Below are 25,888 nucleotides of genomic sequence, written 5' to 3'. Positions count from 1 at the left end.
ATAAGATTGCAAAAAGCGCAAAATATCCCTTCAAACAACAGATCCCCCCTAGGAGACCCCCATGGACATGAAAACCTCCCCGCTGGCTTTGCTCAAAGACCCCAGCCTTTTCAAGACCGATGCTTTGATCAATGGCGAATGGGTCAAGGGAAGTGGTCGTTTTGACATCAACGATCCAGCCACAGGCCTGAAATTGGCCGATGTGGCCAATTTAGGCGCCAAAGAAGCCGAAACCGCCATTGCCGCCGCCAACGCCGCACTGCCCGCTTGGCGCGGCAAAACCAGCAAAGAGCGAAGCATTTTGCTGCGCAAGTGGTACGACCTGCTAATGGCCAACGTCGAAGATTTAGGCCGCATCATGACCGCCGAGCAAGGCAAGCCCTTTGCAGAAGCCAAAGGCGAAGTGATGTATGGCGCCAGCTTTGTGGAGTGGTACGCAGAGGAAGCCAAACGTGTAAATGGCGAGACCCTGCCCCAGTTTGACAACACCCGTCGCCTGATGGTCATCAAACAACCCATTGGCGTTTGTGCCGCCATCACCCCCTGGAATTTCCCTTTGGCCATGATCACCCGCAAAGTGGCGCCCGCACTGGCCGCTGGTTGCACCGTGGTCATTAAGCCTGCAGAGCTCACGCCTCTCACGGCTTTGGCAGCCGGTGAACTGGCCATTCGTGCCGGCATTCCTGCTGGCGTGATCAATTTGCTCACTGCCGATTCAGACAATAGTATTGCGGCTGGCAAAGTATTTTGTTCAAGCGATATCGTTCGCCACATCAGCTTCACGGGCAGCACCGAAGTGGGCCGCATCTTGATTGCGCAGTCTGCACCGACCGTCAAGAAACTCTCCCTCGAATTGGGTGGCAATGCGCCCTTCATCGTGTTTGACGATGCCGACATCGACAGCGCTGTAGAAGGCGCCATGGCCAGCAAGTACCGCAACGCCGGTCAGACTTGCGTTTGCGCCAATCGCATCTACGTCCAAGAGTCGGTTTATGACGCGTTTGTGCAAAAGTTCGCTGCCAAAGTGAAGGCCCTCAAAGTGGGCAATGGCTTTGAAGATGGCGTGATGCAAGGCCCCCTGATTGAACCAGCAGCTCTAGAAAAAGTCACGCGCCACGTCGAAGACGCCAAAGCCAAAGGCGGCGTGGTTTTGGCAGGCGGCAAGGCACTGAACGGTCAGTTCTTTGAACCCACTGTCATTGGCAATGCCACAGCAGACATGCTGTGCGCCAAAGAAGAAACCTTTGGCCCCTTCGCGCCGGTCTTCAAATTCAAAACAGAACAAGAAGCCATCGATGCGGCCAACAACACCGAGTTTGGTTTGGCCAGTTATTTCTACAGCCGCGACGTGGGCCGCATCTTCCGTGTCAGCGAAGGTTTGGAATACGGCATGGTCGGTATCAACGTGGGCGTCATTGCCACAGAGCATGTGCCGTTTGGCGGCGTGAAGCAATCGGGCTTGGGCCGAGAAGGTTCACACCATGGCATGGAAGAGTACCTCGAGATGAAGTACTTGTGCATGGGCGATATTTTGAAATAAGTAACTCACCTTCCGCTTAGTTGACGCACAAAAAAGCCGCTTGATAAATTCAAGCGGCTTTTTCTATGGGCTTAGGTGATTCAGAAAATCAACTTGACGCCTGTTTTGCTTTGCAACAATTCTGGTGTCACGCCGTTGGCCAATTCGATGACCTTCAAACCTTCAGGCACCACATCCATGACGGCCAAGTCGGTGATGATGCGATCGACCACACCCACACCCGTTAATGGCAAAGTGCACTGAGGCAAGATTTTCAAATCTTCAGTGCCGTCTTTTTTCTTGGCCACGTGTTCCATCAAAATGATGACGCGCTTGACACCCGCCACCAAGTCCATGGCGCCGCCCATGCCCTTGACCATCTTGCCTGGAATCATCCAATTGGCCAGGTCACCCTTTTCACTCACCTGCATGGCGCCCAAAATAGACAAATTGATTTTGCCGCCACGGATCATGGCGAAGCTGTCGTGGCTGCCAAAAATGGAGGTGCCTTTGATGGTGGTGACTGTTTGCTTGCCCGCATTGATCAAGTCGGCATCGACTTCATCTTCAGTGGGAAAAGGGCCAATGCCCAACATACCATTTTCGGACTGCAACCAAACTTCAATGTTGCTAGGCACATGGTTGGCCACCAAAGTGGGAATACCAATGCCCAAGTTCACATAGAAACCGTCTTGCAGTTCGTGTGCAGCACGGGCTGCCATTTGATCTTGACTCCAGCTCATATTCAGACTCCTGCTTTTTCTGTGACGGTACGTTTTTCAATGCGTTTTTCGGGGTGTTTGTTGAGCACCAAACGGTGAACGTAAATACCGGGCAAATGAATTTGATCAGGCACCATGTCGCCTGTTTCTACAATTTCTTCGACTTCGACGATGCATAACTTGCCTGCCATGGCCACAGCAGGATTGAAGTTGCGGGCCGTTAGGCGAAATTGCAAGTTGCCTGACTTATCGGCACGCCATGCCTTGACCAAAGAAACGTCGGGCACCAAAGAGCGTTCCATGACATAAGTTTCGCCATCGAATTCGCGCAATTCTTTGCCATCGGCCACCACAGTGCCTACGCCTGTTTTGGTAAAGAAGGCTGGAATGCCAGAGCCCCCTGCGCGAAGCTTTTCGGCCAAGGTGCCCTGCGGTGTGAATTCCAATTCAAGTTCACCCGCCAAAAACTGACGTTCAAACTCTTTGTTTTCACCCACATACGATGAAATCATTTTTTTGATTTGACGGGTTTCAAGCAACTTGCCCAAGCCGAAACCATCCACACCCGCATTGTTGGAAATGGCCGTCAGGTTTTTGACGCCTGAATCGCGCAGGGCATCGATCAATGCTTCAGGAATACCGCAGAGGCCAAAGCCACCTACAGCCAGCAATTGGCCATCTGCCACAACGCCTTTCAGCGCTTCGGCCGCAGAGGGAAAAATCTTGTTCACAGGGCGCTCCTAAGAGGGAAAAACTTAAAACCAATAGTGTAATAGGTGAATAGAATCACTAAACTGACAAGGACAGCCATGAACAACACCGCTACACCCAAAACACCTCGCTACCCTGCCCCGGAACTCCAAGACGTCCCAGAGGACATTCGGGCCAAAATTCTGGAAGTTCAAGAAAAAGCTGGGTTCGTGCCTCAGGTTTTCTTGGCTTTTGCCCGCCGCCCTGCGGAATGGCGCGCATTTTTTGCCTATCACGATGCATTGATGGTGCCCGAATCGGTGGGCCGCACCAGCAATTTGACCAAGGGCGATCGGGAAATGATCGTCACCACCACCAGCGCAGCCAACAACTGCTTGTATTGCGTGGTGGCCCACGGCGCCATTCTGCGCATTTACGAAAAGAAACCCTTGGTGGCCGATCAAGTGGCCGTGAACTACCGCAAAGCCGATATTTCACCGCGTCAACGTGCCATGCTCGATTTCGCCATGAAAGTGTGTCTGCACAGTGACCAAATTGAAGATGCAGACTTTGCGCCCTTGCATGCGCATGGCTTGAATGACGAGGACATTTGGGACATTGCAGCCATTACCGCTTTCTTTGGCTTGTCCAACCGCATGGCCAGTTTTAGCAACATGATGCCCAACCCCGAGTTTTATTTGATGGGCCGAGTGCCCAAGCAGAAATAATTAAACTCAAACTTGCGCTTGTTTTTGATCAGGGCGTGACACGCACCCTGATGTCGTCAGGCAAGGTCACGGCTTTTTGCTGCGGAAAGTCCACCCAAATGGTGGTGGCGCCCCCGGCTGCGTAAATCACGCCTGGCTTGTCCACCAACTCCAAGGTGCACCAGCTTTCAAAGGTGGTGCGCGCAGGATCGCTCACGTACATTTTGGCCAGCACGTTGCCCGGATATTCCAATTGTTTGTAGAAGTTGCAAAAGGCGTTCACGATGACGGGCCCCTGCCCTTGCGGATTAGGTTCGCAGCCAATGGATTGGAAATAATCAATTCGCACCGTTTCTAGGTACCTGAAATAAACCGTGTTGTTCACATGCCCCATGGCATCCATGTCACCCCAACGAATGGGGATGATCATTTCGTGAACTTTTTTCTTGATCTCAGGTATTTCGAATTTCATCGTTCATCTCAACTAATTGCATTGGCCTAAGTCATCACTTTGGTGACCTTCTAGAGCCAGATTTTGCCTCTTCCATGCTTAAAATGAACAATTCACCCAAATTTGGTTTCCTGTCTTTCAACTTGATGTGAGTCCCTCATGACACCCGAAGAGATTTTGAACACACACGGTCCCCGCGAATCCATGGAATACGACGTGGTGGTGGTGGGCGGTGGCCCCGCAGGTTTGTCCACAGCCATTCGCCTCAAACAATTGGCGCAAGAAAAAGGCAATGACGTCTCTGTCGTGGTGTTAGAAAAAGGTTCTGAGCCAGGCGCGCACATTTTGTCGGGCGCCATCATGGACCCCATTGCGCTAACGGAACTCTTTCCCAATTGGAAAGAAATGGGCGCTCCCTTGAATCAACCGGTCACAGAAGACATCTTCTTGATGACCACTGAAAACGGCGCCACACGCGTCCCCAACTTCGCGCTGCCCCCCTGCTTTCACAACGATGGCAACTACATCATCAGCTTGGGCAACCTTACCCGCTGGTTAGGTGAACAAGCCGAAGCCCTGGGCGTTGAAATTTTCCCTGGCTTTACCGCGGCAGAAGTTTTGTACAACGACGACGGCTCTGTCAAAGGTGTGGCCACTGGCAACATGGGCATTGGCAAAGATGGCGAGCCCACTGATAGCTTCCAGTTAGGCATGGAACTGCACGCCAAGTACACCGTGTTTGCTGAAGGTGCGCGCGGCCACTTGGGCAAGCAAGTCATCTCTAAATTCAAATTGGACGACGGCAAAGACCCACAAAGCTACGGCATCGGCATCAAAGAACTTTGGGAAATTGATCCCGCGCGTCACCAAGCTGGTTTGGCTTTGCACAGCGCCGGCTGGCCCTTGGACGAAAACACTTACGGCGGCTCTTTCCTGTATCACATGGAAGACAACAAAGTGGTGGTCGGCTTTGTAGTGGGCTTGGATTACACCAACCCATGGCTCAGCCCTTTTGAAGAATTCCAGCGCTTTAAAACACACCCCAACATCCGTTGGTACTTTGAAGGCGACGAGGCCAAAGGCATTGCACCGGCCAAACGCATTTCTTATGGTGCACGTGCCATTACGGCTGGCGGACTTTTGTCGCTGCCCAAAACCGTCTTCCCAGGCGGCGCATTGGTGGGTTGCGATGCTGGTTACCTCAACGCCAGCCGCATCAAGGGCAGCCACGCCGCTATCAAAACGGGCATGTTGGCCGCCGAAGCAGCGTACGATGCTTTGCAAGCGGGCCGCGCGCATGACGAACTCAGCGCCTACCCAGAAGCATTTGAAAACAGCTGGTTGCACACCGAGTTGAACAAGGCCCGCAACTTCAAGCAGTGGTTCAAAAAAGGCCGCACGGTGGGCACGCTCATGACCGGTGTGGAGCAATTTGTGTTGCGTGGCCATGTGCCCTGGACCCTTCGCCGTGCAGCAGCCGACCACACTTACCTCAAGCCTGCGGCCGAATGCCAACCCATTGAATACCCCAGGCCCGATGGCAAGCTCACGTTTGATCGTTTGTCGAGTGTGTTCATCAGCAACACCAACCACGAAGAAAACCAACCGGCGCACCTCACCTTGAAGGACGCCAGCGTGCCAGTGGGTATCAACTTGGCCAGGTATGCGGGCCCTGAGGCACGTTATTGCCCAGCAGGTGTTTACGAATACGTTAAGAACGAAGATCAATCCGATCGCCTGCAAATCAATGCGCAAAACTGCGTGCATTGCAAAACCTGCGACATCAAAGATCCAACGCAAAACATCGTCTGGGTTACGCCAGAAGGTGGTGGCGGACCTAACTACTCCGGCATGTAAAAAGTGCTGGCAGGTTCTCAAGACCTGTTTATAATTTCAACCGTCAGGAGAGCGCGGCCTTGTCACAAGGCTGCCACCGAAGGCGCAGGAAACCTCAAAATTTCTGAACGCTCAGGTACCCAGGACTGACAAACGCTGTTAACTTTTTTTATCAGCGCATCCTCACTGGAGAGAGAGGGCGGACCATCCGGTCGAACCCTCCACCGAAGGCGCAACCCGCAGTGGGTCTTTCACATGAAGGACGCAACCGGCGAATCGCTCAGGTAAAGCGGACAGCGAGGGCAACCCATGATTTCGGTCATGGTTTTACTTTGCCCTTGGAGATTTCAATTGTCCGCTGACACCGCTTTGCTCAACACCCCTCTCAATGCTTTGCACATCGAGCTTGGCGCTCGCATGGTGCCTTTTGCAGGTTACAGCATGCCTGTGCAATACCCCATGGGTTTGATGGCTGAGCACCACCACACGCGCGCCGAAGCAGGTTTGTTTGATGTGTCTCACATGGGCCAATTGCGTTTGGTAGGCCCCGATGCAGCGGCGGCGTTTGAATCCTTGATGCCTATCGACGTGATCGATTTGCCAGTGGGCAAACAGCGCTATGGTTTGCTGCTCACCGACGAAGGCACCATCATTGACGACTTGATGTTTGTCAACCGCGGCACAGATATTTTTGTGATTGTGAACGGCGCTTGCAAAGTCAATGACATTGCGCACATTCAAGCGCGCATTGGCGCACGTTGCCAGGTCATTCCCATGCCCGAGCGTGCGCTCTTGGCTTTGCAAGGTCCTAAGGCGGTGGATGCCTTGTCACGCATGGTGCCAGGCGTTGAAAAGTTAGTGTTCATGACCGGTGCATCGTTTGATTGGCAAGGTGCGGATCTTTTCATTACACGCTCTGGCTATACAGGCGAAGACGGTTTTGAAATTTCTGTCGGCAACGACCAAGTCGATGCGTTTGCGCGGGCTTTGTTGGCGCAAGCGGAAGTGAAGCCCATTGGTTTGGGGGCTCGCAATTCTTTGCGCCTCGAAGCGGGTTTGTGTTTGTACGGCAACGACATCGACACCACCACCACGCCCATAGAAGCAGGCCTCAACTGGGCCCTTCAAAAAGTACGCCGAACTGGTGGTGCTCGCGCTGGCGGATTCCCAGGTGCCAACATCGTGTTGGGCCAATTGGATGGCACGTATCCCCTCACCCGCAAACGTGTGGGTTTCATTGCGCAAGAGCGTGTGCCCGTTCGTGAACACGTAGAACTGCAAAGCTTGCAAGGCGTCAAGATCGGTGAAGTGTCCAGTGGTTTACTAGGCCCCACCGCCAATCTGCCCGTAGCCATGGGCTATGTGGACGCTGCAAATGCTGCGATTGGCACGGTTGTGAATGCCATGGTGCGCGGCAAAGCGGTGCCCATGACGGTGAGCGCCATGCCGTTTGTACCGAACCGCTACTACCGCGGCTAAAAAACACAACAATTGTGATCTGCCCCCGATAATTAATTGTGATCTGACCCCAATTAACTGAACCTATTTAACAGGAGATAAAAATGAGTTTGAAGTACACCGAAGAGCACGAGTGGATCAAGGTTGAAGGCGATGTGGCCACTGTGGGCATTACGCACCACGCGCAAGATGCGTTGGGTGATGTGGTGTTTGTGGAGTTGCCCGAAGTCGGTAGCAGCTTTGAACAAAAGGCTGTGGCTGGCGTGGTTGAGTCTGTGAAGGCTGCGGCGGATGTCTACATGCCCATTAGCGGTGAAATTACCGAAGTGAATGAAGCCCTGCGTGGCGATCCTTCTTTGGCCAACACCGACCCCCTGGGTGCCGGTTGGTTCTTCAAAGTGAAGTTGTCAGATGCATCGCAAGTCAATGCGTTGCTGGATGAAACCGCCTACACCGCGTTTGCAGCAGCAAACTGAAATCCATTTTGAGTTGTTTTCTTTGATCGAACTTTGCGTTTGAAAGCCCCACCATGTTGATGTCATCTGCCGCCCCTTTAAGTCAGCTCGAAAATGAGAGCGAATTCATTGCACGCCACATTGGCATCAGTGAAGCAGATGAACATCACATGTTGTCGGTCATTGGCGAGGCCTCGCGCCGTGCGCTCATTGACAGTATCGTGCCCGCTTCCATTGCGCGCAGCGTGGCCATGAAATTGCCGGCACCCATCACCGAGGCCAACGCCTTGGCCGAACTCAAAGCCATGGCGCAACAAAACAAAATTCTCAAAAGTTTCATTGGCCAAGGCTATTACGGCAATCACACACCCGGCGTGATCCTTCGCAACATTTTGGAAAACCCAGCGTGGTACACGGCTTACACACCCTACCAAGCCGAGATCAGCCAAGGCCGCATGGAAGCCTTGGTCAACTTCCAAACCATGGTTTGCGATTTAACCGCCATGCCCATTGCCAACGCCTCGATGTTGGACGAAGCCACTGCCGCTGCCGAAGCCATGACCTTGGCCAAGCGTTCGGTCAAATCGAAAAGCAACAACATCCTTGTGGCCGGCGATTGCCATCCGCAAACCATTGAAGTGATTCAAACTCGCGCTGCGCCTTTGGGCTTGACCGTGTTGGTGGGCTTTGTCCCCGAGTTGATGAAACAACACGACTACTTTGCAGTCGTGGCGCAGTACCCCTCCACCGCCGGCATGATTCACGATTTGAAAGATGTCATCGCGCAGGCCCACACTGCGCAAGCCGCCTTCATCGTTGCAGCCGATTTGTTAGCCCTCACCTTGGTCACACCACCCGGCGAATTGGGTGCTGACATTGTGGTGGGCACCACCCAACGCTTTGGCATGCCCATGGGCGCCGGTGGCCCCCACGCGGCTTACTTGGCCTGCCGCGACGACTTCAAACGCTCCATGCCCGGCCGCTTGGTGGGCGTGAGTGTGGACGTGCATGGCAACCCCGCTTATCGCTTGGCTTTACAAACTCGCGAACAGCATATTCGCCGCGAAAAAGCCACCTCCAACATTTGCACTGCGCAGGTCTTGCCTGCCGTGGTGGCCAGCATGTACGCCGTGTACCACGGCCCTGTGGGCTTGAAGCGCATTGCGCAGCGTGTGGCCAGCTTCACGGCCATCTTGGCAGAAGGTTTAGAACAACTTGGTTGCAAACTGGCGCACAAATCTGCCTTTGACACCTTGCAAGTGATCACCGGCACACGCACCGATGCCGTATTACAAAAAGCCTTGCTCAAAGGCATGAACCTGCGAAAGCTCTCTGCCGACAGCATTGTTGTTTCGTTGGACGAAACCACCACGCGCGACGACATCGAAAAGCTGTGGTCTAGCTTTGCAGAAGGCGGTCAAGCCCTGCCCGACTGGGCGCCTTTTGAAAAGGGCCGCGACAACCTCGTTCCCACAGGCCTGCGCCGCACCAGTGCATACCTCACGCACCCCGTGTTCAATCGTTATCACTCTGAAACGGGCATGTTGCGCTACATCCGCCAGTTGAGCGACAAAGACTTGGCACTCGATCGCAGCATGATTCCGCTGGGCTCTTGCACCATGAAGCTCAACGCCACCAGCGAGATGATCCCCATCACTTGGCCCGAGTTTGCCAACATGCACCCCTTTGCACCGGCCGATCAACTCAAAGGCTACGCCTTGCTCGATGAACAGCTGCGCGAGTGGTTGTGCCAAGCCACAGGCTATGCCGGCATCAGCTTGCAACCTAACGCGGGTTCGCAAGGTGAATATGCAGGCCTGTTGGTCATCAAAGCCTTCCACGAGGCCAAGGGCCAAGGCCATCGCAACATCTGCCTCATTCCCTCCAGCGCCCATGGCACCAATCCCGCTAGCGCACAAATGGCTGGCATGCAAGTGGTGGTGACGGCTTGCGATGCGCAAGGCAACGTCGACATGAACGACCTCCAAGCCAAGTGCGAGCAGCACAGCGCCAACTTGGCGGCGGTCATGATCACCTACCCCAGCACGCATGGCGTGTTTGAAACCCAAGTCAAAGCACTGTGCGAGTTGGTGCATCAGCACGGCGGCCGCGTGTATGTGGATGGCGCCAACATGAACGCTTTGGTAGGTGTTGCGGCGCCCGGCGAATTTGGTGGCGACGTGAGCCACCTCAATTTGCACAAAACATTCTGCATTCCCCACGGCGGTGGCGGACCAGGTGTAGGCCCTGTTTGCGTGGTCGAAGACTTGGTGCCTTTCTTGCCAGGCCACGCCACCGGCGGTTTGAAAGTCAACGGCGTAGGCGCCGTGTCTGCCGCACCTTTGGGCAATGCGGCTGTGCTACCTATCAGCTGGATGTATTGCCGCATGATGGGCGCAGAAGGATTGAAGCACGCGACTGAGGCGGCCATTTTGGCGGCCAACTACATTAGCCGTCGATTGGCCGATCACTACCCAACGCTGTACGCCAGCGCGGGCGCCAACGGCAAAGCGGGTCATGTGGCGCATGAATGCATTTTGGATTTGCGTGGCTTGAAAGACACCAGCGGCGTGATGGCCGAAGACGTGGCCAAGCGCTTGATGGACTATGGCTTTCATGCACCCACACTCTCCTTTCCTGTCGCCAATACGCTCATGGTGGAGCCTACCGAAAGTGAAACATTGGAAGAGATCGATCGCTTCATTGACGCGATGATTGCCATCCGCGAAGAGGTCAGGCTCATTGAAAACGGTGATTGGCCACAAGACAACAACCCGCTCAAGCATGCGCCGCACACAGCAGCCAGTTTGATGGCGGCGGATTGGAACCGCCCTTACTCACGCGAAGTGGGCGCGGCACAAGCCGGTCGTCCTTTAAACAGCGTGAAGTACTGGCCTCAAGTGGGCCGTGTCGACAACGTGTACGGCGATCGCAACCTGTTCTGCAGTTGCGTGCCCATGAGTGACTACGCCAGATGAAAGCCTTGAACGTACAACGCGTTGATTACCTCAACGCACAGGATGCGCAAGCGCTGGTCTTTTTGCTGGACGCCTATGCCCAAGATCCGATGGGCGGCGGCGAGGCGCTCAAACCAGAAGCTTCGTCACGCTTGTGCGCTGACATGTCACGTATTGCAGGTGCGGCCAGTTTCATCGCATGGTTAGACGGCCAACCCATTGGCCTGATCAATTGCTTTGAAGGCTATTCCACCTTCAAGGCAAAGCCCTTGCTCAATGTGCACGACATCGCCGTCTTGGCGGGCCACCGTGGCCAAGGCGTTGGCCAAGCCCTGCTCCTAGCCGCCGAAGCCCATGCCCTTTCGCGTGGCTGCTGCAAGCTCACCTTAGAGGTGCTGAGTGGCAATGCGCCTGCCATGGCCAGCTACAAACGCTTTGGTTTTGAACAATACGAACTCGATCCAGCCGCCGGACAAGCGCAATTCATGCAAAAGTGGCTGTAAAGTCACGGGTGCATGAATTCCTCACCCACGACAAAACCCTTTAGCGTCTTGAGCGTCATCCCGCCGATGACGCAGCTCAACACGCCTTATCCGTCGACTGCATACTTGACGGGCTTTTTGCGTTCGCGCGGGGTAGCAGCCACACAAGAAGATTTGGCCCTGAAATTGGTCTTGAAATTATTCACCTCTAATGGCTTAAAGCAAGTCAGAGACAAAGCCCTGGCCTTGCCAGAAGCCGAGCGCAGTGCCAGTGTTAATTTTTTCTTAGATTTCTTTGAGCGCTATGAAAACACCATCGCGCCCACCATCGCCTACTTACAAGGCAAGGACAGCACCTTAAGCCACCGTATCGCTGGCCGAGGCTTTTTGCCAGAAGGTCCTCGCTTTGCGGCGCTTGATGCCTACGACGATGGCGAATCGGCCGACCCCTTGGCATGGGCCTTTGGCGCCTTAGGCCAACAAGACCGTGCGCGTCATTTGGCCACCTTGTATTTGAACGACTTGGCCGATGTGTTGCGCGATGCTGTCGACAGCCGGTTTGAATTTGTGCGCTATGGTGAATCCTTGGCCGGAAGCCAGGCCACGTTTGAGCCTTTGGCGACTGCATTGGCAGCCCCCCTCACCTTGATGGACGAGACACTGCAGGCCCTGACGCTAAAGGCCATCGAGAAACATCAACCTTCTTTGGTCCTGCTGTCCGTGCCCTTCCCTGGCGCCGTCTATGCTGCCTTCAGAATTGCACAGTGCATCAAGCAGCATCACCCGCACATTCACATTGCGTTGGGCGGTGGCTTTGTCAACACCGAACTGCGCGAACTCACAGAACCTAGGGTGTTCGATTACGTCGACTTTGTCACCCTAGATTCTGGCGAACGTCCTTTGCTGGCCTTGCTCGAACATTTGCAAGGTCAACGTGCCACTGCCCGTTTGATCCGTACCTTTGTTCGCAAACCAGACACGGGCACCGTTCAATTGATGAACTGGTCAGAGCCCGACGTACCCTTTGAAGAAGTGGGTACCGCCACTTGGGATGGCTTGCCCTTGAACGACTATTTGTCTTTGCTGGACATGCTCAACCCCATGCACCGCCTCTGGAGTGATGGGCGTTGGAACAAGCTCACGGTGGCGCATGGTTGCTATTGGAAAAAGTGCAGCTTCTGCGATGTCAGCCTTGACTACATCTCGCGCTACGAAACCGCCTCGGCCACATTGCTGGTAGACCGCATTGAGCAAATTGTGAAAGAAACCGGCCAGACGGGTTTTCACTTTGTCGATGAAGCCGCACCACCCAAAGCCCTCAAAGCTTTGGCCGAAGAATTGATTCGCAGAAAGGTGCACATTTCTTGGTGGGGCAACATCCGCTTTGAAAAAACCTTCACCCCCGAGTTGGCTGAATTGTTAGCCGAGAGCGGCTGTATTGCCATGTCGGGTGGCCTTGAAGTGGCCTCAGACCGATTGCTCAAGCTCATGAAGAAAGGCGTCTCCGTTGAGCAAGTGGCGCAGGTTACCAAAGGGTTTTCAGAAGCAGGTATCTTGGTGCATGCCTACCTCATGTACGGCTTCCCAACTCAGACGGTACAAGACACGGTGGATGCGCTCGAGTACGTCCGGCAGCTCTTTGAAAACGGCTGCATTCAAAGCGGTTTCTTCCATCGCTTTGCCTGTACCGTGCACTCACCTGTTGGCTTGAATCCCAAGGAGTACGGCATTGAATTGATTCCCTTGCCGCCCGTCAGTTTTGGCAAAAACGACATCGGCTTTATTGACCCGACGGGTGTCGATCACGATCTGTTGGGCCTCGGCTTGAAGAAGGCCATCTACAACTACATGCACGGCATTGGCGTTGAAGAAGATGTCCGCAGTTGGTTCCAAGATGCACTCATTGAACATGCAGGCGGTAAAAGCCCAGCGTTCAAAATTCCTAAGAGCACCGTGTCACGACACAAAATTGCACAAGCCTTGAACCGATAAAGCATCCGCCGAGGGATGCCAATCAACATCATTCAGGGCTTGGGTAAACTTTGTAAGACAAGACCTTGCCATTGGCATCGACCTTGGCCAAGACCATGTCGCCTGACCCCACGTTCTGCCCCATGAATTCGGCAATGTTGACGTGGTGCGTCACCAATATCAAAGCCTGATCCTGTTTGATTTTCAGTTGATTTGCAATGAACTTCTGAAGTCTCTGATTGCTTTGCGAGGCCTGACGCATGTCATCAAAGAAAGAGTTCAAGGAGGCTTCATGGACCGGAAGTCCTAAACCCAATTTCTCAGCAGTTTCCTTGCAACGACACCACGCGCTGCTAAACACTAGCGCTTGACCAACGCCTTGGGCCTTTAGCCACTGGCCTGTGCGCTGCGCCTGTTCGCGTCCCTTGCCGTCTAGATTTCTTTGCGTTTTGCAATCTTTCAACGTGTAACCTGCGGGGTCACCAATGCCAGGCGCCAAGGCATGGCGCATCAACAAGACATGGTCCGATTTTTTCAATGCATCGGACAGCTCGCTGGCATGAACAGTTGCCATGCCAAAAGTGCTCAACACAAAGCACAGCGCTACCCACCTCATCATTGAACGCATCAGTTTTTGTTTCATAGGGACTCGCCTGATGAGCTAGCTTGGCCATTCTGGTTAGAGGGCGGTGTTGGGTTGGGCGCATCCAGTTTGGGCATGGCCATCTTCTCGCCATCCCATTGCTGGCCACACCAGCATCGCCCCTCGGGGTCAATGATGCAGGTACCTGTGCCGCAGCATCTTGGATCTTCTTTCATTCAATTCTCCTTAGAGGCATGGTTCATCACCATGGAATTTCACAGCCAGCGTAATCTACAAACTGAGCCCGGCCTGTGGGTTTCAAATGAGTCAACGCATTCATCATCTGAGAAACAGAATCTTCAGGTGTGAGGGCATCTTGCGCAGCAACAAACTTAGCAGACAAATTGGATTGGACTGTGCCTGGCTGCAATGCAACAAACACACTTAAAGGTCTCTTTCTAGCGGCTTCAATGGCCGCAGTTTGCAGCAACATGTTTCTGGCCGCTTTGGCCGCGCGGTAGCCATACCATCCACCCTTGTGATTGTCCTCAATGCTGCCCACGCGAGCAGACAGCGTGGCGTAGTACGCATTTTCTTGCGGCAAAAGCAAAGGAAAAAAATGTTTCATCAGCAAGGCCGGCCCGACCGCATTCACTTCAAACTGCCGCAACAATTGTTTTGAATTTAAAGCCTCTAAACGCTTTTCTGGCCCCAGATTGTCAATGGTCAGAGCACCTGTGGCGTCAATGACCCATTTGAATTCACAGACGCCATAGGGACCTGAAGGATTGCGCAGCGCAGCAGCGCAGTGCGCCATGCTCTCTTCATTTTCCAATTCAAATTGCAAATCAGCATGAGAACTTTTTGGGCGTGACAAACCCACAGCCAAACTGCAATGCGGGTCCTTTTCAAAATGCTTTAAAAAAGCCGCGCCGATAGCGCCGCTGGCCCCCAAGACCAAAGCTTGGTAGGTGCTCATGAATGCCGCGCATCCCACTTGAGTAAATACTTTTGCACTGTAGGCCGAATGGGCAAGAACATTTTGTAACCCACCTGAATGGCCCAGCTAAATGGCCATACTGAAAACACGCGCCCCGCCATGCGCCAGCCACGCAACTCCAACCAAAGGCGAGCAAATGCAGCACCGCCTTCAAACAATCGCCCTTGTGTGTCGCGAACATGAAAGTACGCCATGGCGCGCTGACAGCTCAGGCCATCACCCAAACTTGAATCGTCATTGGCTTGAAAATTGACACTGACGTCGTGCCACACCAGTTGCGCCGCATCCGGATTGCTTTTGTAAAAAGCAATCTCTCGCCGACACAAAGGACAGCTGCCATCGTAGTAAATGGTCAGGGGCCTCATGCGTCAAACTTCACCAGATGCGATGCGTCTAAGTGCTTGCTCAAACACGGCTGCGGGTTGACCACCCGAGATTAAATGCTTGTCGTTGATGATGACCGCAGGCACCGAGTGAATACCCGCTTGTTGGTAAAAGCGCTGAATTTCACGCACTTCCTGTGCATAGGTATCGGATGACAAAATGCTTTGCGCCTCTGCCACATCCAAGCCCACAGAAGCGACAACCGCCAACAATACGTCATCTGACTCCACCACTTCAGCGCGGCCTTGATAAGCTTCAAGCAAGGCACGCTTCAAAGCATGCTGACTGCCTTCTGGGCCCTTCACACCAGCCCAATGCAACAATCGATGTGCATTGAAGGTGTTGTAGACCCTGCCGCGTCCACCAGGATTGAACTTAAAGCCAACCTCTTCACCCCGCGCAGAAATATTGGCGCGAATTTGGGCTTGTTGTTCTGGCGTTGAACCGTATTTTTCGGTCAGGTGCTCGCCCAAATCTTGGCCGCCAGGCCCCATGTGGGGGTTCAGTTCGAAGGGTTGAAAATGCAAGTTAGCCTGCACTTCCCCCTTAAGTTGACCCAAGGCTTGCTCCAAAGCCCCCAAGCCCACAGCACACCATGGGCAGGCAATGTCAGAGACGAAGTCGATTTTCAGCGTAGCGGCCATGGCAAAAGATTTTTGAATAAAAACCAGATATTGCCTCAAATATTGGAAAATCGGGCTACAGGGACCAGATTCCATGCTTTGACTAGGGATCTTTGGCCGCCCCACTTCAGAGGAAGATCATGAAAATTTTGTGTTTGAACGGCATCAACTTGAACATGTTTGGCAAACGTGACCCCGCCCAATACGGCACCATCACCTTGGCTGAAATTGATGCACAAGTGAAAAAACTCGGCACAGAGCTGGGTGCTGAAGTGGAATGCTTTCAAACCAATTTTGAAGGCGCCATGGCCGAAAAAATACACCAAGCACATGCCGACAAAGTTGACGCTGTCATGATTAACGCAGGTGCCTGGACACACTACAGCTACGGCATTCGCGATGCGTTGGCCATCCTAAAGTGCCCCATCATTGAAGTCCACATGTCCAACATTCATGCGCGTGAAGAATTCCGTCATCAATCGGTCATTGCAGAAATTGCAAAGGGACAAATTGCAGGCTTTGGCGTTGACAGTTATTTGTTGGGCTTGCGTGCAGCCGTGTCAGCGGTGAGGGCCGCCGTTTAAAAATCTACACCAAACTGAGCGTGTGTTTCAACGCACGCTGAAAAGCAGCAGGGTTCTCATACTGAACCCAATGGCCCATGCCTGGAACCAGTTGCCATGCCACCAATTGGGGCGTGACTTGTTTGAACATGCGCTCTACCTCGGGCAAGCGGTCTAAATAAAACGCATCAAACTCCCCATAAATCACATGCACCGGGCATTTGATTTTGGGCATCGCCTGCACCAACACAGGCGTCGATGACAAACGACGACGTGTCATGCGGTCGCGAACCACATTCAAAATATGCAGCCGCATGGCCAATGGATCTAAATTGGCTTCATCGTGCAGCATCAAGCCCAACAAGTTGTGTCGATGCGCTTGCGCTTGCAACGCCTCAGTGGCCAAGTGCCGCCAACCCTTCAAAGGGATTCTTTTGGGCGAGGCCAACCCAAAGCCAGGCGCACCCACCATGACCAGCGCTTGCGCATCTTGCGGATAAGCCGCCAACCACATCGCTGCCGTCATCCCGCCAAAAGAAAAGCCCATGAAGATATTGTTGTCGTGGCGGCGCATCTGTTGCCATGCTGCATGAAGCGGTTCAACCAAGGCATCCGCATCGCCCCCTTTGGCTGGCGGATCTGAGTCACCAAAGCCAGGCAAATCAATAGCCAAGACCCGATAACCATCGGCCACTAGAGGCGCAATGTTTTGGATCCAATGCGTCCAACTGCCACTGCCGCCGTGAAGTAATACAAAGGTGCGCGCATTTTCTGGGCCCCATGCGTGCCAAATCATTCGCCCAGGCAGGGTGTACCTTTCACCCAATGCCAACAACTGCGCTACATCTGCACTCAACAGACTTTTGAGTTGATCATCCAGCTGAATGGGCTCTGCTTGCAAAGTCATGTTCAATAAAACGATTAATTTGGGGTCGAAAAATTTGCCAACGGATGATGCATGCGCCAAACTTTGTAGGCGGCCAGGGTTGCCAACAATGCCGTGGCCATGGACACCCAATAAACACTTTGAAGGCCTAGTCTGTCGCTCAGCAAGCCCCCCACCAAGCCCCCCAACACGCCTGGAAACCCATAGGCAATGACGGTGTACAAAGCCTGTCCACGCCCTCTGAGTCGACCCGGAAAATAATGAGACAAGAGGGCCACACAAACCGTGTGATTGGCTGCAAAGGTCAGTGCATGAAGAGCCTGGGCCAAGAGCAAAACCCACAAAACATCGGCCCACTGAGCTGTCATGCCCATGCGCAAGGTCATGGCCGCAGAACACACCAGCAACCACCCCGTCAAAGGCAATCGGTGCAGCCATTTAGATTGAGAAAAGAACCAAGCAATTTCGACAATGACTGAGACTGCCCACAAAACACCAATCCAGACTTTGCTGTAGCCCAATGAATCTAAGTACAGAGAGAAAAACACATACACACCCATGTGCGACAGCACATGAAAAAATGCAGTGACAAAAAACCACAAGACATGCTTTTGTCGCAGCACAGGCCAAATGGCTTCTTTCACATCACTGGTGGATGTTGCTTCTTTAAGGTCTGGTAGCAGCCAAACACTGGCGGTCACAGCGACCAAGCTCAAAACAGTCCAACCCGGAAAATGCTGCATGCCAAAATATTCAAACCACGCACCGGCCATGAACACTGTCACTAAAAATCCAATGGAGCCAAACAGCCGCACACGGCCATAACGCTTGGCATCAAAGGCGCCGCCTTGGCTGACCAGATGCGCCATCGCGGCCTCACTCATGGGCATCATGGAACTGGTGTGCGTGAACATGATCAACAGCACCAAGCCCAACGCAATGGGGCTCAAATCAAACAGCAAGATGCAAGCGCAGAGCAGTGCGACGGTGGCCCCATAACGAAGCAACTTGACACGTTCGCCTGTGTGATCACTCAGCCAACCCCAACCGTAGGGGGCAAACAAGCGCGTGGCAGCTTGCACAGAAGTTAAGACGCTGATGGCAAACAGCCCATAGCCAAGCTCCTTCAACCACAGCGGCAAGTAGGGATTGAAAAACCCAATGTGCGCAAAGTAAGTGGCAGAGACCGCTGCAAACGGCACAAGTTGCCGACGGGTGACAGCGCCAGAGTTGGGCACAAATGCCCCTTAGTTGTTTGTCGCTAGCGCCACATCACCGCACTGTGCGCGGTGTTGAAGTGCATGGTCGATGATGACCAAGGCCAACATGGCCTCTGCAATGGGCGTGGCCCGGATGCCCACGCAGGGATCGTGACGACCCTTGGTCAGCACCTCCACTGCGTTGCCATGTGTATCAATGGAAGGTCGAGGAATCAGAATGGAGCTGGTGGGCTTGATCGCAATTGACACCTCAATGTCTTGACCTGTACTGATACCGCCCAAAACACCGCCAGAGTGATTGCCCACAAAGCCGTCGGCCGTGATGGGGTCGCCGTGCTCGCTGCCCTTTTGTGTCACAGATGCAAAACCTGCACCGATCTCAACACCCTTCACCGCATTGATCCCCATCATGGCGTAGGCAATGTCGGCGTCTAGTTTGTCAAACAATGGCTGGCCCAAGCCGACTGGCATACCTTGAGCCACCACGCGCAAACGGGCGCCACAAGAGTCGCCCGACTTGCGCAATGCATTCATATAGTCCTCGAGGGCAGACACATCGGCGATTGGCGCAAAGAAGGGATTGTTGGGAACGTGGTCCCAAGACTCAAAGCCAATGACTTGATCGCCAATTTGCGTCATGCAGCCTTTGAAAGTGGTGCCATATTGTTGAGCCAACCACTTCTTGGCCACGGCACCCGCAGCCACCATGGGCGCCGTTAAACGCGCGGAGGAACGGCCGCCACCGCGTGGATCGCGCAAGCCATACTTACGCCAATAAGTGAAGTCGGCATGACCTGGTCGAAAGGTTTGAACAATGTCGCCGTAGTCTTTGCTGCGCTGGTCTGTGTTTTGAATGAGCAAGGCAATGGGTGTGCCAGTTGTCAGTCCTTGGTAGACGCCCGACAAGATTTGAACTGTGTCGGGTTCATTGCGCTGGGTGACAAATTTGGAAGTGCCAGGCCGCCTTCTGTCGAGATCGGGTTGGATATCGGCCTCGGACAAAGGCATGCCGGGTGGGCAGCCGTCAATTACACAGCCAATGGCTGGGCCGTGGGATTCACCAAAGTTGGTGACCGAGAATAAATTGCCGAAGGTGTTACCGCTCATAGTCCCCCATTATCTCAGAGGGAGGGCGCTTCTTTCTCTTGCTTGTTATCGCCATCCGGCCAGTCACGGATATAGGCTTTGAGCATTTTGTTTTCAAAATTTTGGCTATCGACAACGGCTTTGGCCACGTCATAGAAGCTGATCACCCCCATCAGGACGCGATTTTCTATCACAGGCATGTACCTGGCGTGGTTGGTCAACATCATGCGGCGGACATCGTCCATGTCGGTTTCGCTGGTGCAGGTTAAGGGTTCTTTGTCCATTGAGCTGCCTACCAAGACAGTTCCGATGGAGCCGTTATTTTCGGCCAACGATTTCATGACTTCACGGAAGGTGAGCATGCCGACCAAATTGCCGCGATCCATGACCACCAATGAGCCCAAGTCCTTTTCGGACATGACTTGTACCGCGGTGGCCAGGGTTTCATCTGGCCTGACCGTGATCAGAATGTTGCCCTTGACTCGAAGGATGTCACTGACTTTCATGGCGAGTTCTCCTAGTGAGTTCCAAATATAGCCCACAATCTTGACTAAGAACAGTAAAAGCTTACCCTTAAGCACTTGCCCGAATCTTTAGGTATTTTGTTGGAGCATTTTTATGCCTGGTTACTCAGACCCTGGTTTTGACACATTGGCCCTGCATGCGGGCGCCGCCCCCGACCCCGCGACGGGTGCTCGCGCAGTCCCCATCCACCTGACCACATCCTTTGTTTTTGAGTCGAGTGACCAAGCGGCTTCGCTCTTCAACCTTGAGCGAGGTGGCCATGTTTACAGCCGAATCAGCAACCCCACCAACGCAGTTTTAGAGCAACGCATTGCCGCCTTAGAGGGCGGTATTGGCGCCATTGCAACCGCCAGCGGTCAAGCTGCTTTGCACTTGGCCGTTACCACCCTGATGGGCGCTGGCTCTCACGTTGTTGCATCGTCAGCGCTTTATGGCGGCTCTCACAACTTGCTGCATTACACGCTTCGGCGTTTTGGCATTGAGACCACCTTTGTCAAACCTGGTGATTTGGATGCTTGGCGTGCCGCAGTTCAACCCAACACCAAATTATTTTTTGGCGAAACAGTTGGCAACCCTGGCATGGACGTTCTGGATTTGCCTGCCGTCAGTCAAATCGCACACGCGGCAGGCGTGCCCCTGTTGGTCGATGCCACCCTCACCTCGCCCTGGCTCTTAAAGCCACTTGAGCACGGCGCCGATTTGGTGGTGCACTCTGCCACCAAATTTTTATCGGGTCATGGCACCGTCATTGGCGGCTTGGTGGTCGATGGTGGCAGCTTTGATTGGGATGGACCCAACACAAACGGCAAGTTTGCTGAACTCACACAAGCCTACGAAGGCTTCCACAACATGGTGTTCACTGAAGAGAGCACCATTGGGGCCTTCTTGTTGCGCGCCCGACGTGAAGGCCTGCGTGACTTTGGTGCTTGCATGAGTCCGCACACTGCTTGGCTCATTTTGCAAGGCATCGAAACCCTGCCACTGCGCATGGCGCGGCACGTCAGCAATACCGAAAAAGTCGTCAACTTTTTGGCGGCGCACCCCATGGTGAGCCGTGTGGGGCATCCTATGCTGGAAAGCCATCCCAGCCATGCGTTGGCACAAAAACTATTGCCAAGGGGGGCTGGCTCTGTGTTCAGTTTCGACATTGCAGGTACGCGTCAACAAGGCAAAGCCTTCATTGAGGCCTTGCAAGTGTTCAGCCATTTGGCCAATGTGGGTGACTGCCGTTCTTTGGTCATCCACCCTGCCAGCACCACCCATTTCAGGGTTGATGACGAAACTTTGAAGGCTTCTGGCATAGGCCCTGGCACTGTGCGTTTGTCCATTGGCCTGGAAGATCCAGACGACCTGATAGACGACTTGAAACGTGCCTTGCGGGTTGCCGAAAAAGCAGTTGTCAAAGCTGGAGGTGCCGCATGATCTACACCGTTCAAGGCGCGCCGCTTTATGCCTACACAGGTGGCAAAGCCTTTGACCCGCAGAAGCCTACCATCGTCTTCATCCACGGCGTTTTAAACGATCACAGTGTTTGGATTTTGCAATCACGTTACTTTGCCAACCATGGCTGGAATGTTTTGGCCATCGACCTGCCCGGCCACGGTAGGAGTGGTGGCAAGGCGCCCGCCACCGTTCAGTCTGCGGCCCAAAGTGTCATGGCTTTGTTGGATGTCGCGGGTGTCTCCAAAGCCGTCTTGATGGGTCACAGTTTTGGCTCGCTCATTGCACTGCACGCTGCTGCCGAAAATCCAACGCGCGTTTCTCAGTTGGCCATGGTGGGAACGGCCTATCCCATGCGCGTTTCGCCCGCGTTGCTGGAAGGTTCACTGAATGCCCCCGAAAAAGCCATCCACATGGTCAATGTGTTTTCGCATTCCACACTGGCCCCACCGCCCAGTGCCTTGGGCCCGGGTACTTGGTTGTTAGGCGGCAGCAAAGCCCTCATGCGACGGGTCTTGGCCAGCAACCCGAACGAGAATATTTTTAACATTGGTTTTAAGGCTTGCGATCAATACGATCAAGGCGAAGTCGATATGGCCAAAGTCCAATGCCCCACGCTCTTTTTGCTGGGTCAAAAAGACCAAATGACTCAACCCAAAGCAGCCCAATCTTTGATTCAACTGGCACACAATGGCCAAGTTGCCTATGTCAATGCAGGCCATCAACTTATGGTCGAAGCGCCCGAAGAAACATTGAAGGCCATGGTGGCTTTTTGCAAACATTAAAGCTTGATGGCACCCAGCCCAGAAGACCCAAGGACACCCCATGAACAACACCAACAACATGCCTGCACAGGACCAAGCTGCGCCTGATATTTCAGCGTTCAATTCATTCGCGGAGTTCTATCCGTTTTACTTGAACGAACACAGCAATCAAACCTGCCGACGTTTGCACTTCGTGGGTTCTAGTTTGTCGTTGATGTGTTTGGCCATGCTCTTCATCACAGGCAAGCCCCAATATTTTTTATACGGCTTGTTGTGCGGTTACGGTTTCGCTTGGATTGGACACTTTGGGTTTGAGAAAAACAAACCCGCCAGTTTCAAAAGACCGCTTTACAGCTTCATGGGCGATTGGGTCATGTACAAGGACATCTGGATCGGCAAGATCAAGTTTTAATGACGTCGGCCACCTTGATGGTGGGCAGGTGCATTTGTTGCCAGAGCAGTGCCGTGTTTTCAGTTTGATGCAAACACAAACTGTCCATCAAGGGCGCTAACGAGACCTCTTGCAAGTCGACCAACAAGACCCACGCGCTTTCAAGGCGCGAGTTAGATTGCTCGAGCTTTCCAATCCACTTCAAGTCATGAAGGGCATTCAACACTTGTTGCGCATGTCGATGTTCAATGTGCAAAGCCTCCGCCATTTCGCTCAATCGCAGGCCTTGTGGTGACGATTTTCTGGCGACTGATAGTTGACTCAAAATTTCTAATGCCAAGCGAAATGACCAGCCTGGACCATCGGCGATGCGCTTCGATTGACGACCAATTTCTGGCAGGCTGGCTGTGATCACAGCACCCAGCAACACCACCACCCAAGCCACATAAATCCAAACCAACAGAATGGGCACCGCAGCGAAGGCGCCATAAATGGCCGAGTAGCTGGGCATTTGCGCCAAGTAAACTGCCAAGCCCTTTTTGGCCAATTCCAAACCCAAAGCCACGGCAATACCGCCCGTCAGAGCATGTCGCCATTCGACACGCGTGTTGGGCAAGTAGTAATACAAACCAGTGACGCAAGCCACCAGCAACGAAAACTCAACCAAATCCAATAAGTTTCTGACAGACACCGGCAGCCAGTCGGCCAAACCAGACAAATAACCTGTGAACAAGTACGAAGAAATGGCCAAGCTTGCGCCAAGCAACAAAGGTCCCAGCGTCAACCCAGCCCAATAAAGCAGCAACCTTTGCGACCAGGGCCGCTGACGACCGACGCGCCATATTTGACCCATGGTTCGATCAATGGTCACCAACAAGGCAACGGAAGCCAAAACGACCGCAGCCAATCCGAACAAGCCCAATCGGCTGGCTTTCTTTGAAAATTGCGTCAATGACCCCAAGACTTGGCGGGAAATGCTTTCTGGCACCAAGCTTTCAATCAGCCAGCGTTGCAATTGATCCTGCACCTGAGAAAAGATGGGAAACGCGGTAAAAATGGCCAAGATCAAGGTAAACAAAGGCACCAGGGCCAAAACCGTGGTGAAAGTCAGTGAACTGGCCGTCATGCCCAAGCGGACTTCACGGAACCGTGTCCACAAAGTACGCAACATTTGGCGCCAAGGGAATTGAACAAATGCGTTCAAACTGGCGTGGAGAGAGTCAATCGGCTTCATGACCGGTATGATGCCATCGCCATGAACAACTCTTCTCAAAATTCCACTTTTCTCAGCCCTCAAAGCATTGAATTCACCCGTTGGGTGGCTGTCGGCAGTCTTTTAGCCCTCATTTTGCTGGGTTTGCTCTGGGAACTGTGGCTCGCACCCTTGCGCGAAGGTGGGTCCTGGTGGGCCCTCAAGGTCCTCCCCCTCTGCTGGCCCCTGGCCGGTCTGCTCAAAAACCGCATGTACACCTACCGCTGGGTGAGCCTCATGGTTTGGCTTTATTTCATTGAAGGCGTGGTCAGAGCCTGGGGCGACAAGGGTTGGTCTGCAGGCCTTGCCTTGGCCGAAACCATCTTGTGTGTCATGCTTTTTGCAGCGTGTGCCTTTCATGTCCGATGGCGCTTTCAAATGGCCAGGGCCAACGATACACAAATCACCGAAACTGAACAGCCAACTGAAATTTCAAAATGAGTGCTTTATTGGATTCCTTGCGCCAAATTTGTGGCGCCTCCAATGTCCTCACCCATGAGGATCCTCAAACCGACTTGAGTGCCTGGGAGCAAGATTGGCGCAAGCGTGCGCAAGGCTTGGCCTTGGCCGTGGTCCGACCCGCCAATGTTCAAGAAGTCTCAGAGGTTGTAAAAGCTTGCGTCAAAGCCAAGGCTAGCATCGTGCCGCAGGGTGGCAACACTGGCCTGGCCGTGGGCTCGATCCCAGACGACACAGGCCAGCAAGTGGTCTTGAGTTTGCAGCGCATGAATCAAATACGGTCGCTCGATGCGGCCAATCTGACCGTGGTGGCCGAAGCCGGATGTGTCTTGCAACAGGTACAAGAACATGTCGACAAAGCGGGCTACCTGTTTCCCTTGAGTCTGGCCGCCGAAGGCAGTTGCACATTGGGGGGCAACTTAGGCACCAATGCAGGTGGCACCCAAGTGGTTCGATTTGGCAACACACGCGAGCTGTGTCTGGGTCTTGAAGTTGTGACAGCCCAAGGCGATATTTGGCACGGCTTATCGGGCCTGCGCAAAGACAACACGGGCTACGATTTGCGCAATCTGATGATTGGCAGCGAAGGCACATTGGGCATCATCACGGCGGCCTGCATGAAGCTATACCCTCAGCCAGCCGCACAACTGACAGCATGGGCCGCGGTGCCCAGCATGGAAGCGGCTGTCTTGCTTTTGGGCTTGGCGCACGAGCGCTTGGGCGCAGGCCTAACGGGCTTTGAAGTGATGGGCCAATTTGCTCTGAGCTTGGTCGACAAACACCACCCTCAACTGCGCGTGCCTTTGTTCAAAGAGACGCCTTGGTGTGTGCTCTTAGAAAACTCAGACCACGAGTCTGAAGCGCATGCCCGTATTGGGTTTGAGAGCCTCATGGAAACCGCGCTAGAAAATGGCTGGGTGACAGACGCCGTGGTGGCTGAAAGTTTGGCGCAGGCGCACAGCCTTTGGCAAATTCGTGAAAGCATTCCATTGGCGCAAGCCACAGAAGGCCTCAATATCAAACACGACATCAGTGTGCCGGTTTCGCGCATCCCTCAATTTGTGGCCGAGACCGACGCCTTGTTGCAGACCAAAATACCTGGCATTCGCTTGGTTAACTTCGGCCATTTGGGCGATGGCAATTTGCATTACAACGTTCAAGCTCCCGCAGGCGCCGACGGCCCAGCCTTCCTCAAAAATCATGAAGATGAAGTCAATACGTGGGTTTTTGACCAAGTCAAAGCTTTCAATGGCTCGATCAGTGCCGAGCACGGCATTGGCAGCCTCAAGGCCGGCAAGCTGACCCATTACAAAGATCCTACGGCTTTGGCCATGATGAAGGCCATCAAACTAGCCTTGGATCCTCACAACATCATGAACCCTGGCAGAGTGATTAAAATTTAGGCCAAGTCTTCAATTCAAAGACACCCACGGCAGCGCCCTCATCCAAACCATTTTGAGCTTT

27 protein-coding genes and 2 riboswitches are annotated in these 25,888 nt (G+C 53.5%); of the genes, 14 read left to right on the top strand and 13 right to left on the bottom strand.

Translation table 11 applies throughout. The features are described from left to right. Positions 1-61: 61 nt before the first annotated feature. Positions 62-1,540: an NAD-dependent succinate-semialdehyde dehydrogenase gene (locus AMM03_RS01280; protein WP_090128668.1), complete on the top strand. Its 1,479-nt coding sequence runs from the start codon at positions 62-64 to the stop codon at positions 1,538-1,540. Between the two features lie 80 nt (positions 1,541-1,620). Here AMM03_RS01280 and AMM03_RS01275 read toward each other — a convergent pair whose 3' ends face one another. After that, positions 1,621-2,262, bottom strand: a complete 642-nt coding sequence (locus AMM03_RS01275; RefSeq protein WP_090128667.1) for a CoA transferase subunit B — start codon at positions 2,260-2,262, stop codon at positions 1,621-1,623. Positions 2,263-2,264: 2 nt separating this feature from the next. Beyond that, on the bottom strand, positions 2,265-2,972 hold the full coding sequence (locus AMM03_RS01270) for a CoA transferase subunit A (protein WP_090128666.1): 708 nt from the start codon (positions 2,970-2,972) through the stop codon (positions 2,265-2,267). 78 nt (positions 2,973-3,050) lie between these two features. Here AMM03_RS01270 and AMM03_RS01265 point away from each other — a divergent pair, with 78 nt between their 5' ends. Further along, positions 3,051-3,659, top strand: coding sequence for a peroxidase-related enzyme (locus tag AMM03_RS01265; RefSeq protein WP_090128665.1), 609 nt, complete (start codon positions 3,051-3,053; stop codon positions 3,657-3,659). Positions 3,660-3,687: 28 nt separating this feature from the next. Here the strand turns inward: AMM03_RS01265 and AMM03_RS01260 are convergent, their stop codons facing one another. Continuing rightward, positions 3,688-4,110, bottom strand: coding sequence for an acyl-CoA thioesterase (locus AMM03_RS01260; RefSeq protein ID WP_090128664.1), 423 nt, complete (start codon positions 4,108-4,110; stop codon positions 3,688-3,690). A gap of 138 nt (positions 4,111-4,248) precedes the next feature. On the opposite strand from AMM03_RS01260, the gene AMM03_RS01255 reads away from it, so the two are divergent. From AMM03_RS01255 to AMM03_RS01230, 6 genes are all read left to right on the top strand, one after another. Further along, entirely contained in the window at positions 4,249-5,946 is a 1,698-nt protein-coding gene (locus AMM03_RS01255; protein ID WP_090128663.1) for an electron transfer flavoprotein-ubiquinone oxidoreductase, read from the top strand. Between the two features lie 34 nt (positions 5,947-5,980). Beyond that, positions 5,981-6,084: riboswitch (glycine riboswitch) on the top strand. Positions 6,085-6,101: 17 nt separating this feature from the next. Next, positions 6,102-6,232: riboswitch (glycine riboswitch) on the top strand. Positions 6,233-6,246: 14 nt separating this feature from the next. Beyond that, on the top strand, positions 6,247-7,404 hold the full coding sequence (gene gcvT, locus AMM03_RS01250; RefSeq protein ID WP_194942767.1) for a glycine cleavage system aminomethyltransferase GcvT: 1,158 nt from the start codon (positions 6,247-6,249) through the stop codon (positions 7,402-7,404). Positions 7,405-7,487: 83 nt separating this feature from the next. After that, positions 7,488-7,859, top strand: coding sequence for a glycine cleavage system protein GcvH (gcvH, locus tag AMM03_RS01245; protein WP_090128662.1), 372 nt, complete (start codon positions 7,488-7,490; stop codon positions 7,857-7,859). Between the two features lie 53 nt (positions 7,860-7,912). Next, positions 7,913-10,816: an aminomethyl-transferring glycine dehydrogenase gene (gene gcvP, locus AMM03_RS01240; RefSeq protein ID WP_090128661.1), complete on the top strand. Its 2,904-nt coding sequence runs from the start codon at positions 7,913-7,915 to the stop codon at positions 10,814-10,816. Further along, positions 10,813-11,298, top strand: a complete 486-nt coding sequence (locus AMM03_RS01235) for a GNAT family N-acetyltransferase (protein WP_090128660.1) — start codon at positions 10,813-10,815, stop codon at positions 11,296-11,298. The genes gcvP and AMM03_RS01235 overlap by 4 nt, the downstream gene beginning before the upstream one ends. Before the next feature lie 12 nt (positions 11,299-11,310). Beyond that, entirely contained in the window at positions 11,311-13,269 is a 1,959-nt protein-coding gene (locus tag AMM03_RS01230; RefSeq protein ID WP_090128659.1) for a B12-binding domain-containing radical SAM protein, read from the top strand. A gap of 28 nt (positions 13,270-13,297) precedes the next feature. Here AMM03_RS01230 and AMM03_RS01225 read toward each other — a convergent pair whose 3' ends face one another. From AMM03_RS01225 to AMM03_RS01205, 5 genes are read right to left on the bottom strand one after another with little or no spacing between them, the layout of a single operon-like run. Continuing rightward, positions 13,298-13,891, bottom strand: a complete 594-nt coding sequence (locus AMM03_RS01225; RefSeq protein ID WP_090128658.1) for a histidine phosphatase family protein — start codon at positions 13,889-13,891, stop codon at positions 13,298-13,300. After that, positions 13,888-14,067: a hypothetical protein gene (locus AMM03_RS01220; RefSeq protein WP_090128657.1), complete on the bottom strand. Its 180-nt coding sequence runs from the start codon at positions 14,065-14,067 to the stop codon at positions 13,888-13,890. The genes AMM03_RS01225 and AMM03_RS01220 overlap by 4 nt, the downstream gene beginning before the upstream one ends. 26 nt (positions 14,068-14,093) lie before the next feature. Continuing rightward, a complete protein-coding gene (locus AMM03_RS01215) occupies positions 14,094-14,810 on the bottom strand; it encodes an SDR family NAD(P)-dependent oxidoreductase (RefSeq protein ID WP_090128656.1) in 717 nt (238 codons plus the stop codon). After that, positions 14,807-15,196 carry a thiol-disulfide oxidoreductase DCC family protein gene (locus tag AMM03_RS01210; protein WP_090128655.1) on the bottom strand — a complete coding sequence of 130 codons (390 nt, stop codon included), beginning with the start codon at positions 15,194-15,196 and terminating at the stop codon, positions 14,807-14,809. Before AMM03_RS01210 ends, AMM03_RS01215 begins: the two co-directional genes overlap by 4 nt. A 3-nt stretch (positions 15,197-15,199) precedes the next feature. Further along, a complete protein-coding gene (locus AMM03_RS01205) occupies positions 15,200-15,859 on the bottom strand; it encodes a DsbA family oxidoreductase (protein WP_090128654.1) in 660 nt (219 codons plus the stop codon). A 119-nt stretch (positions 15,860-15,978) separates the two neighbouring features. Here AMM03_RS01205 and aroQ point away from each other — a divergent pair, with 119 nt between their 5' ends. Continuing rightward, positions 15,979-16,422, top strand: coding sequence for a type II 3-dehydroquinate dehydratase (gene aroQ, locus AMM03_RS01200; protein ID WP_194942712.1), 444 nt, complete (start codon positions 15,979-15,981; stop codon positions 16,420-16,422). Between the two features lie 4 nt (positions 16,423-16,426). On the opposite strand, the gene AMM03_RS01195 is transcribed toward aroQ, so the two are convergent. From AMM03_RS01195 to AMM03_RS01180, 4 genes are read right to left on the bottom strand one after another with little or no spacing between them, the layout of a single operon-like run. Then, positions 16,427-17,308, bottom strand: a complete 882-nt coding sequence (locus AMM03_RS01195; protein WP_228764525.1) for an alpha/beta fold hydrolase — start codon at positions 17,306-17,308, stop codon at positions 16,427-16,429. 14 nt (positions 17,309-17,322) lie between these two features. Continuing rightward, complete coding sequence (locus AMM03_RS01190; RefSeq protein WP_090128653.1) at positions 17,323-18,525, bottom strand: MFS transporter; 1,203 nt, start codon at positions 18,523-18,525, stop codon at positions 17,323-17,325. A 9-nt stretch (positions 18,526-18,534) separates the two neighbouring features. Further along, entirely contained in the window at positions 18,535-19,614 is a 1,080-nt protein-coding gene (aroC, locus tag AMM03_RS01185; RefSeq protein WP_090128652.1) for a chorismate synthase, read from the bottom strand. A 14-nt stretch (positions 19,615-19,628) separates the two neighbouring features. After that, positions 19,629-20,099 (bottom strand): CBS domain-containing protein, encoded by a 471-nt coding sequence (locus AMM03_RS01180; RefSeq protein ID WP_090128651.1) that lies wholly within the window; start codon positions 20,097-20,099, stop codon positions 19,629-19,631. A gap of 112 nt (positions 20,100-20,211) precedes the next feature. Here AMM03_RS01180 and AMM03_RS01175 point away from each other — a divergent pair, with 112 nt between their 5' ends. The 3 genes from AMM03_RS01175 to AMM03_RS01165 are packed head-to-tail and all read left to right on the top strand — an operon-like array spanning position 20,212 to position 22,734. After that, positions 20,212-21,540: an O-acetylhomoserine aminocarboxypropyltransferase gene (locus tag AMM03_RS01175; RefSeq protein ID WP_090128650.1), complete on the top strand. Its 1,329-nt coding sequence runs from the start codon at positions 20,212-20,214 to the stop codon at positions 21,538-21,540. Then, positions 21,537-22,343, top strand: coding sequence for an alpha/beta fold hydrolase (locus AMM03_RS01170; protein ID WP_090128649.1), 807 nt, complete (start codon positions 21,537-21,539; stop codon positions 22,341-22,343). Before AMM03_RS01175 ends, AMM03_RS01170 begins: the two co-directional genes overlap by 4 nt. Positions 22,344-22,401: 58 nt before the next feature. Continuing rightward, positions 22,402-22,734, top strand: a complete 333-nt coding sequence (locus AMM03_RS01165; protein ID WP_228764561.1) for an Mpo1-like protein — start codon at positions 22,402-22,404, stop codon at positions 22,732-22,734. On the opposite strand, the gene AMM03_RS01160 is transcribed toward AMM03_RS01165, so the two are convergent. Then, positions 22,724-23,947, bottom strand: coding sequence for a YihY family inner membrane protein (locus tag AMM03_RS01160; protein ID WP_090128647.1), 1,224 nt, complete (start codon positions 23,945-23,947; stop codon positions 22,724-22,726). The two genes, AMM03_RS01165 and AMM03_RS01160, sit on opposite strands and share 11 nt — an antisense overlap. A 21-nt stretch (positions 23,948-23,968) precedes the next feature. Here AMM03_RS01160 and AMM03_RS01155 point away from each other — a divergent pair, with 21 nt between their 5' ends. Continuing rightward, positions 23,969-24,406, top strand: coding sequence for a DUF2069 domain-containing protein (locus AMM03_RS01155; RefSeq protein ID WP_090128646.1), 438 nt, complete (start codon positions 23,969-23,971; stop codon positions 24,404-24,406). Then, positions 24,403-25,827 (top strand): FAD-binding oxidoreductase, encoded by a 1,425-nt coding sequence (locus tag AMM03_RS01150; RefSeq protein ID WP_090128645.1) that lies wholly within the window; start codon positions 24,403-24,405, stop codon positions 25,825-25,827. The genes AMM03_RS01155 and AMM03_RS01150 overlap by 4 nt, the downstream gene beginning before the upstream one ends. Positions 25,828-25,888 lie beyond the last annotated feature (61 nt).

Origin of the sequence: Limnohabitans sp. Rim11, assembly GCF_001269365.1 — a bacterium.
GTDB lineage: Bacteria > Pseudomonadota > Gammaproteobacteria > Burkholderiales > Burkholderiaceae_C > Limnohabitans_A.
The sequence above is the reverse complement of the archived record's forward strand: the minus strand, read 5'-3'. Positions and strand labels throughout refer to the sequence as shown.